Raw genomic sequence first — 13,569 nt, forward strand, 5'->3', positions numbered from 1 at the left:
GCGACGAGGCGAAGGGAGCCGACATGGCCGAGGAACGGACGGAAGGCAAGCCGGCGGACGGCACCGAATCGCACGACCCGGACTTTCCGGAGGCGTTCCTGTCCTTCATGCGGCACGGCTGGCGCGACACCAGCCTGCCGGTCGGGCCCCGACCGGAGGTCCCGCACCACGCCAAGCGGCGGGCCGCGCTCTCCGCGGCCTTCCCGGGCGAGACGCTGGTCATCCCCACCGGCACCGAGAAGGTACGCGCCAACGACACCGACCACCCGTTCCGGCCGGGCAGCGACTTCGCCTACCTGACCGGGGACCACGACCCGGACAGCGTCCTGGTGCTGCGCCCCAACGATTCGGGGCACGACGCGACGCTGTACATGCGTCCCCGGTCCTCGCGGGAGACCGACGAGTTCTTCCGCAGCCGGCACGGCGAGCTGTGGGTGGGCCGGCGGCACACCCTGGCCGAGAAGTCCACCGAGCTGGGCCTGCCCACGGAGGACCTGACGGCGCTGGACGGGGCGCTGGCGCGGATGGCACCGGGGCGGACCCGGGTGTTGCGCGGCTTCGACCAGCGGGTCGACGCGGCGGTGCGCCCGTGGGACGGCCCCCGGGAGGAGGGGCAGCCGGCCCGCGACCGGGAGCTGGCGATCGTGATCGCCGAGCTGAAGCTGGTCAAGGACGAGTGGGAGGTCGCCCAACTCCAGGACGCGGTCGACGCCACCGTACGCGGCTTCGAGGACGTGGCCCGGGTGCTGCCGGCCGACCGGGGGGTCTCCGAGCGGCTGTTGGAGGGGATCTTCGCGCTGCGGGCCCGGCACGACGGCAACGACGTCGGCTACAGCTCGATCGTCGGGGGCGGCGAGCACGCGACGATCCTGCACTGGGTGCACAACCACGGCGCGACCCGTCCGGGTGAGCTGCTGTTGATGGACATGGGCGTGGAGAACCGCAACCTCTACACCGCCGACGTGACCCGGGTGCTGCCGGTGGACGGCCGGTTCACCCCGCTGCAACGCCAGGTCTACGACGCGGTGTACGCCGCCCAGCAGGCCGGCATCGACGCGATCCGGCCGGGCGTGGGGTTCCGCGAGGTGCACCTGACCTCGATGCGGGTGCTCGCCGAGGCGCTGAAGGATCTCGATCTGCTGCCGGTGAGCGTCGACGAGGCGATGGACCCGGCCTCCACGGTCTACCGGCGGTGGACCCTGCACGGCACCAGTCACATGCTCGGCATCGACGTGCACGACTGCGCGAACGCCCGCAAGGAGAAGTACCGCGACGGCCAGCTCGGTGAGGGTTACGTGCTCACCGTCGAGCCGGGGCTGTATTTCCAGCCGGAGGACGAGCTGGTCCCGGAGGAGCTGCGCGGCATCGGGGTCCGCATCGAGGACGACATCCTGGTCACCGCGACCGGTTCGGTGAACCTGTCGGCCGGTCTGCCCCGCCGCTCCGACGAGGTGGAGACCTGGCTGGCCGAGCAGCGTGAGGCGGGTCCCCGCCTGCCCGGCTGACCCCCGCACCCGGTTCACGGCGGCCCCGCCGCCGGACGCGTCGCCCCCTCGGCGGACGCCTCCGGCGGCGGGGCCGCCGTCGTTCCCGCCCCACGCACCGCTCCCGCCCCGCCTGGCCTGGCCATCCCCGGCTGAAGCCGCCCCTGCGGCGAGTTACAGGGGATCACCCGCTGAGGACCTGCTCGTCCCGAGGGTCACCGACCGCCGGAACGTGCAAATAAGGCGGGCTTTCTTCGGGTTTGGCCTCATAGCGAGGAACGTTCTCATACCGTGGGTTTCGGGAGCTACAACCGATTTGTAGCAGGGGACGTCCGCTCAGGCGCGGCGACCCTGTCTGGTACGAGGAGAGGGCAGAGAGCTCCGATGTCCAACTACCTAACGAACAACGAAGCCTCCGCGCGGGCGACGGGGAGCAGGAGCCGTCGCAAGCTCTGGCTCGCCAGTGGCGTCGCCGGGTTGACAGGTGTGGTCAGTCTCGCCGCGGTGGGCGTCGCCGGCAGTGCCGGGGCGGTCGGGGTGAGCGGACTGAAGTGGAACACCACTCAGCAGGTCACCAAGGACGGCGACCATGGCCGCGGCGACGAGGGCCCGGACCGTGGCGGCAAGGACGACCGTGGCGGCAAGGACGAGCACGAGGGCAAGGACCGCGAGCGTGGAAGGGAGGTGCCCTGCGACACCGACCGGCTCATCCAGGCCATCGTCTTCGCCAACAGCCGCGACGGCGGCGTGCTGGACCTGGCCAAGGGCTGCACCTACAACCTGACCCGCAACCAGGACGGCAACGGCCTGCCGGTGATCACCCAGAACATCACCCTTCGGGGTGAGCACACCACGATCTCCCGGGACGCCACCGCCGACTACTTCCGGATCCTCAACGTGGGCCCCGGCGGCCACCTGAGCATCAAGGGCCTGACCATCAAGGGCGGGCAGACCATCGAGGCGTTCACGGCCGTCGCGCCGGAGACGGTCTGGGGGGCCTACTCGGACTCCCAGGCGATCGCCGCCCAGGTGAAGGCCGGCACCCCGCTGACCCAGGCGCTCACCGTCCGCAAGGCGAACCCGAAGGCCGGCCTGAAGGCCGCGCCGAAGGCCACGCCCAAGGCCGCCGTACAGCTCGCACCCAAGGCCAAGCCGGGGGCCGTCACGCCGCTGGTCCTCACGCCGGGCATCAACGACGGCGCCGGGATCCTGGTGCAACCGGGTGGTACGGCCGACCTGTTCGACACCTCGGTCGTGCTGAACCAGTCCGGCGGCAACGGCGGCGGGCTGGCCAACTTCGGCACCACGTCGCTGCGGCACACCGAGGTCGCCCACAACACCGCCTTCTTCTTCGGCGGTGGCATCTTCAACGCCGGCCTGCTCAAGGTCGACGAATCCACGATCACCGACAACACCGCCGTCATCGGTGGTGGCGGCATCTCCAACGGCGCCGCGGAGATCTTCACCGAGGACGTCGACGGCGGCACCGTCCTGATCGAGAAGTCCAAGATCACCGAGAACGAGACGCTCGGCTTCGGCGGCGGCCTGCTCGACATCGGGGGCAACACCACAGTGCGCTACACGGAGGTCCTGTCGAACACCGCGGTGCTCGCCGGTGGCGGTATCGCGGCGGCGGACGCCCAGGTCAACGTGCACCACTCGACGGTGGCCAAGAACAGCACCGCGGGCGTCGGCGGCGGCGTGGCCGTGGCCTTCGACAGCGCGGTCACCATCGAGAAGAGCCACCTCAAGGAGAACACCGCCGGCTTCTTCGGCGGCGGGCTGTTCAACGCGGACAGCGTCACCACGGTGCGTGAGTCCGAGGTCGTCGCCAACCGGGCCCTCGGTCCGATCGGCGTCGGCGGCGGCATCTTCAACATCTTCGGCGAGGTCAACCTCAGCCGGACGAAGGTCGCCAACAACTTCGCCACCTTCGCTCCGGGCGGTGTGTTCACCTTCGAGGGCGTGGTGAACGTGGACGACAAGTCCGCGATCGTCGCGAACCGCCCGACGAACTGCCTGGCCATCCCGGGCGACACCATCCCGAACTGCTTCGGCTGAGCACCCTCGGGTGACGTGCGGCCGGTGACGGCGGCACACCGGGCAGGACGCGAACCGGCCCCCCTCCGCAGCACGCGGAGGGGGGCCGGTCGTCGCCTGCTCAGCGCACGACGAAGCGCCGTCGGGTCAACGCTGGACGAAGACCCCCACGCTGCGTGCCGGCACGGTGAAGGTGCCCGCCGCCCGGTCGAACGAGGCGGCCCGCAGCACCGGGTCGGCGGAGTCGGCCAGCACCGGGTGCAGGGTGGTGTCGGTGCCCCGCAACCCGGCCACCGTCTGCTTCGCCGCCGTCGGGGTGGCGTTGAAGACCACGGTCACCGTCTTCCACCGGCCACCCAGCCCCCGGGCGTCCAGGGTCATGGTGAGCACCCCCGGGGTCTCCTTCGCCCCGGACAGCGGGAAGGCGACCCGCTGCTGCACCTGGTCGGCGGTGGACAGCCCGAACACCGGCGAGGACCGCCGGATCTCCAGCAGTTCCGCGTACCGGGCGTCGGCCAGGTCGATCGCGGCGCAGTCCGGGACCAGGGACGGATCGGCCAGCAGCGGCTTCGCGTACGACCACTTGTCCTGGTTGTCCGCCGCCGGTGGGAGACCGGCACCGAAGCCGTTGCCCTCGGCGCAGTCCCAGCGGATCTGGTTGAACCAGTCACCGGAGTTGTAGGAGTTGCGGTCGAGCGACTTCGACCGCAGCCGCTCCGAGCCAGCCGCCACGAACCCGGTCCCCTGCCCGAGGGCGGTGGTGGCCAGGGCGAGCACCTGCATCCGGGCCCGGTCCGTCGCCGAGGTGCCGGTCGGCAGCTTGTACGCCAGCGCGTCGTACAGGATCTCGTTGTCGTGCGCGTCGACGTAGGTGACCGCCTCGCCGGGCGCGGCGGTGTAGCCGGCCGGGGAGCCGTTGTAGTCCACCTGCGCCCCGGTGACCTTGCGGCCGGTGGAGTCGGTGAACCGGTAGCCGCGCAGGTTGCCGGTCAGCCCCACCTTGATCAGGTCCTGGGAGTGCCGCAGCCGGGCCTGCTGCTCGGCGGCGGTGCCGTTGACCGGGTCGCCGTTGGGGTCGGTGTAGAGGCCGGAGGCGAAGCCCTGCACGCGCGGGTTGGCGTCGAAGGGGCCGCCACCGCGCACCGCGTCGCGGAGCCGGTCGTTGAAGGTGCCGATCCCGGTGCCGGCCATGTTGGTCTGGGTGGCCTGGACGAACCGGGCGTCGTCGGCGACCTCGCCGAAGTTCCAGCCCTCGCCGTAGAGCAGGATCTTCTTCCCGTCGACGCCGTCGCGGGCCAGGATCAGCTTGTCGAGCGCGGCGCGGACGGCCAGGATGTTCGCCTTCGGGTGGTGGCCCATCAGGTCGAACCGGAAGCCGTCCACCTTGTACTGCTTCGCCCAGACGACCAGCGAGTCGACCACCAACTTGCCCATCATGGCGTGCTCGGGGGCGGTGTTGGCGCAGCAGGTCGAGTTGGCGACGGTGCCGTCGTCGAGCAGCCGGTGGTAGTAGCCGGGCACCACCTGGTCGAGGACCGACTTCGCGTCGGTGCCGGCGGCCGAGGTGTGGTTGTAGACCACGTCCAGCACCACCCGCAGGCCGGCACCGTTGACCCCGGCGACCATCTGGCGGAACTCGGTGGTCCGCCGTGCCCCGTCCGGGTCGACGGCGTAGCCGCCCTCCGGGACGGTGTAGTGCAGCGGGTCGTACCCCCAGTTGTAGCCGTCGGTGTCGGCGACCGCCGCGACGCACGCCTGCTGCCGGTCGGAGTCCGGGGGCAGTGTCGCCAGGTCGCAGTCGGGCTGCCGCTGGTCGGCGCGCTTCTCGGGGATGGTGGCGAAGTCGAACACCGGCAGCAGGTGCAGGTAGTTGACCCCGGCGTCGCCGAGCGCCTTCAGGTGCCTCATCCCCGCTGTGCCGGGGTCGGTGAAGGCCAGGTAGGTGCCCCGCCGCTCGGCCGGCACGGTGCTGTCGGCGATCGAGAAGTCGCGCACCGACAGCTCGGAGATCTGCGCCTTCGACGTGGGCGGCGCGGCCGGCTTGCGCAGCCCGGACCAGCCGGGCGGGGCGAGCGCCGGGTCGGCCAGGTCGACGATCTGGCTGTGCGTGGAGTCCGCCGCGAGCGCCACCGAGTAGGGGTCGGTGACCGAGGCGGTGACGATCTTCTGGGCGGCCGGCTGCCAGGCTTCGACCCGGTAGCGGTAGTACCGGCCGGTCCAGTCGCGGCTGCCGCGTACCGACCAGACGCCGGTGCGGTCGTCGCGGCGCATCGCCACCGTGCGCGGCTGCGCCGACGGCGTGTCGGACAGTTCGAGGGTGACGGTGCGGGCGGTGGGCGCCCAGACCGCGAGGGTGGGCACCTTACCGGCGAAGCTGACGCCGAGCGTCGCGTCGGTGGCGGCCCGGTAGACGTCGTCGAGCGCGCCGGGGATCTGCACCCCGGTCGCGCGCAGCAGCGCCCCCCGGGCGTCGCGTTCGGTCACCACGAGTTGCCCGCGCAGCGCCGCCGGCACCTTCGCCAGGTCGGCCCGGTCGAGACGGAACGCCTGGTGGGCCCACAGGTGCGGGAAGGCCGCCCGCTGGGCCTCGGTGAGCCCGTTGCGCTGCGCCCGCAACGGCAGCGAGGTGTACGTCCCGGACAGCTCGCCGTCGACCACACTCAGCCCACCCGCCGGGGCGGCCACCAGGGCGTACGCCCTGCCGTCGGTCGGGCCGACGGCCCAGGTGACCGTGGACCTGTCGATCCACTGCGCCTGCTGCTTCGTGATGTCGAGGTCCTTCGTCGTCCCGGTGGCGGTGGCGGGGAGCAGCCGGCCGGGCACCCCGCCCAGCAGCCAGACCTCGTGGCCGACCCCGGTGAGGTCGAGTCGCTGGTCGTCGGGCTGATCCTTGGTGTCGCCCCGGTGGATGATGTAGTTGAGCCCGGTCGCGCCGGCCGCCAGCGGCACCCGGAACAGCGCGCCGAAGGAGTCCACCTTCTCGGGCAGGAGCGGGCTGGCCCAGTCGGTCGGGGTGGCCGCGCCGTCCCACAGGTGCAGGCCCCAGCCGGCGTAGTCGTTGTCGGCCTTGCGCCAGTGGATGATCGCGGTGCCCGGGTCGACGGGTGGGTCGGGTTCGCCGGTGGCGGCCTGCCGGGTGGGATAGAGCGCCGGGTCGCCCTGCTTGATCCAGACCTCGCCGGTGGTGGTCACGTCGATGGTGCGGTCGTTGGCGACGTCCTTGTTTCCCGCCTTGTCGACCACGAGGAACCCGACGGATTTGGCGCCGGGCTTGAGCTTCACCCAGGCGAACCGGCCGTACGAGTCCTCCCCGGCGAACGGCTGCCCGGCGGGCCACTGCGTGACGTACGCCGGATCGAGGTCACCCCAGGCGTACAGTCCCCAGTCGGCGTAGTCCCCGGCGGGGCGCTGGTAGTGCACCACCACCCAGTCCCGGGACGCGCCCTGCGCGGGGGTGCCGACCACCCCGGTCGACCGGGTGGCGGTCGTCCGCCCCTTTCCGTCGCGGACCACCGCCTTGTATTCGACCCGGGTGCCCCCGGCGAGCCCGGTCAGGTCGTGGTGCACGGTGTACGGCGCGGTGTGCGCGCTGCCCAGCAGGGCCCATTTCCCACCCGCGACCCGGGCGGCGACGGTGACGGTGGCCAGCGGGTCACCTGTCACCTGAGCGGTGACGGCGGCCCGGGTGGCGACCGGGTCGGTGCCCGGCTCGGTGAGGGTGACGGTCGGCTTGGCGGTGGCCTGTGGGACGGGCCGGCCGGCCTTGAGCACCACCGCCGACCCGGCGGGGACGGTCACGCTCAGCTTTCCGTCGGTGCCGGCGGTCGGGGTGGCCGTGCCGCCGTAGATGCCGGTGAACGTGGTGCCGGGTGACCAGGTCTGCACGGTGACAGTCTGCGGGGTGCCGGCGTTGTTCACCGCCACCAGGTACTCGGTGCGGTCGGCCGGGGAGATCCGGGAGAAGGCGAAGACACCCGGCCCGTCGGCGGCGTACCGGGTGACCTGGACGCCGTCGCGCAGGCCGGGGTGCGCGGCCCGCAGCCGGCCCAGCTCGGCGATGGTGCGGTACAGCGGGTGGGTGGTGTCGTACTGGTCCGCGGCGTGGGTGCGGGTGGTGCCGATCAGGTCGTCGTCGAGGTAGTCCGCCGTGCGGGTGGCGAACATGTCCTGCCGGGCGTCCTTGTCCCCGCCCGGCCCGGTGAAGCCCTGCTCGTCGCCGGAGTAGACGACCGGCTGACCCCGGGTGAGGAACATCAGCTGGTGGGCGAGGCGGTCCCGGCCGAACTGGCGGGCGTCGTCGCCCCCGGCGGCGGCGATGAACGAGCCGATCCGACCCATGTCGTGGTTGCCGAGGAAGGTGGTCAGCCGGCCGGCGTCGGTGTCCCGGGCGGCGTACAGCGGGTCCTTGGCGTAGACGTCGGCCAGCGCCTTCGCCGATCCGTCGGTGGTGACGTAGCCGCGCGCCGCCTCCTGGAAGGAGAAGTCGAGGGTGGCCGGCAGCCCGCCGCGCCGCACGTAGGTGGAGGTGACCTCCTGGTCGGCGCTGTAGACCTCGCCGAACATGAAGAAGTCCTTCTTGCCGGCGGAGTCGGCGGCGCGCTTGATGCCCTGGCTGAACTGCGGCCAGAAGTCGAGGTTGACGTGCTTGACGGTGTCCAGCCGGAACCCGTCGACGTCGGTGCTGGCGATCCAGTCGCCGTACGCCTTGGTCAGGCCCCGGACCACCTCGGGCCGCTCGGTCCACAGGTCGTCGAGGCCGTAGAAGTCGCCGTACTCGCTGTTCTCACCGGCGAAGGTGGAGTCACCCCGGTTGTGGTACATCGTCGGGTCGTTGAGCCAGGCCGGCACCTTGACGCCCGCGTCGGCTCCGGTGGCGAACGTCGGCGTGTACGGGCCGGCGTCGGTGTTCACCCTCGGGAAGTCCCGGGTGCCGTCGGCGTAGTTGCGGTCCTCGAACTCACGCCCCTGCGCGTCGGTGTACGGCGACGTCTTCTTGTCGACGTACGCGTACTTGCCCTCGGCGTAGGAGATGACGTCGGCGGTGTGGTTGACGATGACGTCGAGGTAGACCTTGATGCCCCGCTGGTGGGCCAGCCTGACCAGCCGCTTCATTTCCTCGTTGGTGCCGAAGTGCGGGTCGACCTGGGTGAAGTCGGTGATCCAGTAGCCGTGGTAGCCGGCGGAGACGTCCGCGCCGCTGCCCTGCACAGGGCGGTTCTTGAACACCGGCGCCAGCCAGATGGCGGTGGTGCCGAGCCCCTGGATGTAGTCGAGCTTGTCGATGACGCCCTTGAGGTCGCCACCGTGGTAGAAGCCCTTGTCGGTCGGGTCGAGCCCGGTGCGCAGCCGGTCGCCGGTGAGACCGCCGGTGTCGTTGCGGCGGTCGCCGTTGGCGAACCGGTCCGGCAGGACGAAGTAGAACTGCTCGGCGCGTCCCTTACCGGTGCCGGCGGCGAGCAGCGCCTCGGTGGTGGGTTCGGCACCCCACTGGGCGGCGCCGGCCGCGGCGAGTGCGTCGATGGTGGACGGGCGGTCGGTGGCGTCGGCACCGAGGTGGCGGACGGCGACCGGGACGCCGACGAGGGCGAGGGTGAGGGTGGAGACCAGGGCGAGCAGCGCCTTGCGCGGCAGCGGGGGTTTCATCGACGGCCTTCCTATGGTCGCTGATTCGCCCGCACGCTAGCCCTTTCCGAAAGGGTTCTGCAATACCTTGCAAACCAAGTCGCAACAAAGCAGCAAACTTGCAACGACGGCAACCGGACCGGCGACCCGACGCGACGGTCAGAGACCGGAGCAGGCCACCCCGTCGACCGTGCAGCGCGACGGCCGGATGCTGCCCCCGGTGTTCTCGAAGTGGAACCGCAACGGCACCGACGCCCCCGGCGCGACGTTCACCCCACTGGTGTACGTGAACACCCCACCCGACATCCGGGGGGTGCCCTGCGGCGCACCCTCCACCCACGAGGTGACCAGCCTGCTGCCGGCGGGCGGGACCAGCCGCACCGTCCAGGGCCGGGCCACCCGGTCCCGGTTGTGCAGCAGCACCTCACCGATGAACGCCTCGTTGTTCCAACTGTCCCGCACGCTGAACCGACCCGTCATCGGCGACGACGGCGGGGCCGGTGGCGCGGGCGGCGTGGCCTGCGGGGCCGGCGGGGCGGGCGGCGCACCTGGGTCGTCGGGCGGCACCACGACCCCGTCGGGCGGCGAGGACACCGCACCGCCACCACCCGACGGGTCACCCCCGACGACGTCGGCGGGCAGCTCGACCGGCAGCGGGTCGGTGCGGCGGGGCGTCAGACCGGGGACGACCGGTTCGGGCAGGTTCGCCGCCACCGGCGCCCGGTCGGTCCCCCCCGACCCGGGCAGCGAGTAGGCCGGCACCGGATCGGCCGGCCGCGCCTCGAACGCCGGCCCACGACTGCGGTACGACGCCAGCGCCACGATCAGGAGCACGACCATCACCAGCACCCCGGTGGCGACCACGACCCATGGCGACGACGCCAGCGCACCCGCTCCGTGTGCCCGCGGTTGTGCGCGACGCATGCCGGACATGACCCTCCCTGGTCGGCCCCGTCCGAGAAGAGTAACGATCCCGGCGTTTGCCGGAAAGTGGCTGAGGCATCGGATTTTGTCCTAACCGGACAGTTCGCCGTTCGTCAGCCCCGTACCCGCAACGCGTCCACCTGGAAGTAGACGCCGTTCCGCTTGACCGCCCAGATGGTGTACGTCCCGAGCGGAAGGTCCCTGACGCTGAACACCGTCTGCTGGGGCTGGTAACGGTTCGCCCGCGCGCTCACCCGCTGCTGCTTCACCGGCCGGCCGCCGGCATCGACGACCCACACGTCGGCATCCCCGTACTCCGGGTCCCGCGACGTGATGTAGTCCAGCCCCGTGCCGGTGAACGTGAAGCTGAACGAGTCCCCGTCGTGGATCGTGTAGTGAACGTCGTCGCGGTGGTCGCCGTACGGCCGGTCCCGGGAGACCGCCCACCGCCCCCGGTAGGAGATGCCCGGGGCGTCGTCGTTGAGCAGCGTGGTCGGCTTCGGCGAGGGCGTCGCGGCCGACGGCGACACGGACGGGGACGGGGACGGCGTGGCCGACCGGGACGCGGTGGGCGGTCGACCGGCCGGTGGCAGGGCCACGCCCGGTCCGCCACCGGGGTCCGGGCGGGTCCTGGTGGGCGACGGCGACGGCAGCACCGACTCGGTCGCCACCGGCACACCCGGCACCATGATGGCCTCGCTGCGCGCCCCGGCGCCGTGCTCGGCGTAACGGTCGTGACCGAGCACCGCCACCAACGCCTTGACCAGCAAGAAGAGCAGCACGATCACCGCGATCGAGGCGAGCGTCCAGGGCAGCGCGGCGATCGCGTGGGGCAACCGAGACGTCCACCGCGTCCAGCGCGTCCCCGGCATGATCCTCCTCGGTCGATCCCGTACGCAGAGATTAGCGACCGTCCAGTAGCGATGATCAGCGGGGGCGGTAGGCCCGGCGCGCGCAGGTCAGCCGGTCCGGATGACGGTGCAGATCGCCGGGCCGTCCTCGGTGCCACGCAGCAGGTAGCGGTAGCGCTCCCCGGGCACCGCCCGCCCCTGGCTGTCCAGGAACTCCCACCGCACGGCGACCATGGTCAGCAGGGCGGAGACCGGCTCGACCTGCTCGATCAGCGCGTGCGCCGCGACCAGCTCCCGTTCCTGGTAGTCGGGCGCGGCACCGACGAAGGAGAGCGCGACGGCGGCCATCGTGCTGAACGAGAAGCTGTAGCTGTCGGCGACCACCAGCCCGGGCAGGGCGTAACAGCCGGCGATGGCGGGCACGTCACCGGTGGTGAGTGCCACCCCGTAACGGTCGAAGAAATCGCTCAGCGTATTCAGATCGGTGGAAGCTCTCACGGCGTCACCAGTTGCCGTCGCCGCCCGCCGGCAAACCTCATCGGGGCGGGATGCGTACCTCGATCTCCGCGCCCAGCCGTGCGTCGCCGGCCAGGTCGAGGTCGTCGCCGCTCCAGAACCGGCCCGGGTCGTACCAGTTGGGCCGGCGGCCGGGCGGCAGCAACCCCATCGCCTCGTAGGTCACCGCCACCACCTCCGCGCAGTACGCGGTCTCCAGCGCGCGGTCGCCGGTCGGCCGGTCGCCGGGCTGCCGGTCGGCCGGCTCGCCGTCCCGGTCCCGCCGACCCGGCAGGGGCAACGGGATGCGCAGCTGCGGGACCCGCCCCCGGGCCCACCGCCAGGCCAACTGGGCGGTGGACGGGAACGGGGTGCCGTCGAGCCGGGCCACGGTCTGCAGCACCGCCTGCTCCATCGCCAGGTCGGCCGACGGTTCGAGCTGACGCAGCCAGGCGCGCTGGCCGTACCGGTTGGCCCAGACGCAGACCGCGTCGCGCAGGTCGTGCAGTTGCACACCGCGCTGGTGGGTGCCGGTCCACATGTCCCGCAGCGACCGCCCCAGCTCGGCGTGCCACATCAACGGCGGCATGTCGTCCAGCACCACCGCCATGCCGACGTGGTTGACGGGACTGTTGGTGGTGAACTGGATGGCCCGGTCCGGCACGCTGCGCCCCCGGAACACCCACACGTCACCGGTACGGCTCAGGTCGACGGCCTCGTCCAGGCTGATGCTCATGAGCGTCTACCCTAGGCCGATGCGGCAACGGATGCAGTGGTGGAAGGTCCTCGGGTTGGCGGGTATCGCGGGGGTCGCCGCGACCGGCGTGGTCGTCGCCCGCGCCGAACGGCGGCGTCGCGCGTACACCCCGGAGGAGATCCGGGACCGGCTGCGGCAGCGGCACGCCGAGGCCGCGAAGCCCGCCGACGACCCGGCCTGACCGACCCCGGGCCGTCCGTCGCCGGTCGGCCACGGACGGCGCCCACGGCGGCCCCGACGGGGCAGTCGGGCGGGCCGCCGACGGCTAGGCTCCCGGCATGGATGATGCGGTCGAGCAGCAACCCTTCGTGTTGTCACCGCCCGCAGCGCCGGTGGAGCGGCACGGCCAGGTCGACCTGCACCTGCCGACCGGCCCCGGGCCGCACCCCGTCGTGGTGGTCGTGCACGGTGCCCCACTTCCGCCGGGCGCACCGGATCCTCGGGACTGGCTGCTCTACCGGGGCTACGGGGCGCTCGTCGCCGAGCAGGGTCTGGTCGCCGCCGTCATCAGCTACCGGGTCACCGACCTCGCCGGGCTGCCCACCACCGCCGACGAGATCGCCGGCCTGGTCGAGGCCGTCCGGTCCGATCCCCGGGTGGACGCGCAGCGGGTGGTGCTCTGGTTCTTCTCCGGTGGGTGCCTGCTGGCGGCCGACTGGCTGCGCGCCGCGCCGGCCTGGGTACGGGGCATCGCGCTGACCTATCCGCTGCTCGTCCCGCTGCCCGGCTGGGAGGTGCCGGCGCGGTTCCTGCCGATCGATGCCCTCGGTGCCGGCTCGACGACGCCGGTGGTGCTGACCCGGGCCGGGCAGGACAAGCTCCCCGGGCTGCTGGCCGGCATCGCCGCGTTCCTCGACGCCGCCGCCCAGGTCGGGCGACCGGTGCGTCTGGTGGAGGTGCCGGACGGCCAGCACGCCTTCGACATCCTGGACCACACCGAGCAGTCGCGTGACGCCGTCCGGGCGGCCCGGGACGCGGTGGTCGACCTGATCCGGGCCGACTGAGCCGGGTCCACCACCCACCGCACCGGGTCCGGTAGCCGCCCGGACGTCCGGTTCCGACCGGAGGTCCCGCACCGGACAAGCCCGTTCGTGCCCGATCGTCCCGTGGCCGGGGCCACCCGCACGGCGGAATCGTCGCCGGGGCCGGGGCGTTGTACCTGGCATACCACCGCCACTCCCCCACCCCCCGGGGGACGGCCCCGGAACCCCGACCGCGGAATGCGGTCGCCACCGGGTCGGTTACACCTCCCTGGACGCCCGAGCAGGTCCCCCCCGACCGCCAGGCGATCCCCTGAACTTCCGGCCACGCCCCACCCCCTGAGGGCGTCCGCCACACCCCCGAATGCAGAGGAGCACGCGACCATGCGTACCGATCTGATCCGCAAGACCGCCCT

At 72.2% G+C, this 13,569-nt stretch carries 9 protein-coding genes; 4 read left to right on the forward strand and 5 right to left on the reverse strand.

The genetic code is table 11. From position 1 onward, the window contains the following. The first annotated feature begins 23 nt into the window (after positions 1-23). Together AB0K25_RS21025 and AB0K25_RS21030 are read left to right on the forward strand one after the other, a co-directional pair. Positions 24-1,505 carry an aminopeptidase P family protein gene (locus tag AB0K25_RS21025; protein WP_363822098.1) on the forward strand — a complete coding sequence of 494 codons (1,482 nt, stop codon included), beginning with the start codon at positions 24-26 and terminating at the stop codon, positions 1,503-1,505. Positions 1,506-1,868: 363 nt separating this feature from the next. Continuing rightward, positions 1,869-3,545, forward strand: a complete 1,677-nt coding sequence (locus AB0K25_RS21030) for a right-handed parallel beta-helix repeat-containing protein (protein ID WP_219463671.1) — start codon at positions 1,869-1,871, stop codon at positions 3,543-3,545. Positions 3,546-3,671: 126 nt separating this feature from the next. Here AB0K25_RS21030 and pulA read toward each other — a convergent pair whose 3' ends face one another. The 5 genes from pulA to AB0K25_RS21055 form a co-directional block, all read right to left on the reverse strand. After that, a complete protein-coding gene (gene pulA / locus AB0K25_RS21035) occupies positions 3,672-9,167 on the reverse strand; it encodes a pullulanase-type alpha-1,6-glucosidase (protein WP_363822101.1) in 5,496 nt (1,831 codons plus the stop codon). 138 nt (positions 9,168-9,305) lie between these two features. After that, positions 9,306-10,079, reverse strand: a complete 774-nt coding sequence (locus AB0K25_RS21040) for a cellulose binding domain-containing protein (protein WP_363822104.1) — start codon at positions 10,077-10,079, stop codon at positions 9,306-9,308. A gap of 104 nt (positions 10,080-10,183) precedes the next feature. Beyond that, positions 10,184-10,906: a hypothetical protein gene (locus AB0K25_RS21045; protein ID WP_219463681.1), complete on the reverse strand. Its 723-nt coding sequence runs from the start codon at positions 10,904-10,906 to the stop codon at positions 10,184-10,186. A gap of 123 nt (positions 10,907-11,029) precedes the next feature. Beyond that, positions 11,030-11,419: a hypothetical protein gene (locus AB0K25_RS21050; RefSeq protein WP_219463682.1), complete on the reverse strand. Its 390-nt coding sequence runs from the start codon at positions 11,417-11,419 to the stop codon at positions 11,030-11,032. A 37-nt stretch (positions 11,420-11,456) separates the two neighbouring features. After that, positions 11,457-12,152: a hypothetical protein gene (locus AB0K25_RS21055; protein ID WP_219463684.1), complete on the reverse strand. Its 696-nt coding sequence runs from the start codon at positions 12,150-12,152 to the stop codon at positions 11,457-11,459. Between AB0K25_RS21055 and AB0K25_RS21060 the strand changes: the two genes are divergently transcribed. Together AB0K25_RS21060 and AB0K25_RS21065 are read left to right on the forward strand one after the other, a co-directional pair. Beyond that, on the forward strand, positions 12,151-12,354 hold the full coding sequence (locus AB0K25_RS21060) for a hypothetical protein (protein WP_208570938.1): 204 nt from the start codon (positions 12,151-12,153) through the stop codon (positions 12,352-12,354). The genes AB0K25_RS21055 and AB0K25_RS21060 overlap by 2 nt on opposite strands. Before the next feature lie 97 nt (positions 12,355-12,451). Next, a complete protein-coding gene (locus AB0K25_RS21065; protein WP_357537189.1) occupies positions 12,452-13,177 on the forward strand; it encodes a hypothetical protein in 726 nt (241 codons plus the stop codon). Positions 13,178-13,569: the final 392 nt, after the last annotated feature.

Origin of the sequence: Micromonospora sp. NPDC049257, from assembly GCF_040678915.1 — a bacterium.
Lineage (GTDB): Bacteria > Actinomycetota > Actinomycetes > Mycobacteriales > Micromonosporaceae > Micromonospora > Micromonospora antibiotica.

Bases quoted from the DNA above. Each gene is read 5' to 3' on its own strand.
- AB0K25_RS21030 (WP_219463671.1), top strand. From the start codon at position 1,869: ATGTCCAACTACCTAACGAACAACGAAGCCTCCGCGCGGGCGACGGGG.
- AB0K25_RS21055 (WP_219463684.1), bottom strand. From the start codon at position 12,152: ATGAGCATCAGCCTGGACGAGGCCGTCGACCTGAGCCGTACCGGTGAC.
- AB0K25_RS21025 (WP_363822098.1), top strand. From the start codon at position 24: ATGGCCGAGGAACGGACGGAAGGCAAGCCGGCGGACGGCACCGAATCG.
- AB0K25_RS21065 (WP_357537189.1), top strand. From the start codon at position 12,452: ATGGATGATGCGGTCGAGCAGCAACCCTTCGTGTTGTCACCGCCCGCA.
- AB0K25_RS21040 (WP_363822104.1), bottom strand. From the start codon at position 10,079: ATGTCCGGCATGCGTCGCGCACAACCGCGGGCACACGGAGCGGGTGCG.
- pulA (WP_363822101.1), bottom strand. From the start codon at position 9,167: ATGAAACCCCCGCTGCCGCGCAAGGCGCTGCTCGCCCTGGTCTCCACC.
- AB0K25_RS21060 (WP_208570938.1), top strand. From the start codon at position 12,151: ATGAGCGTCTACCCTAGGCCGATGCGGCAACGGATGCAGTGGTGGAAG.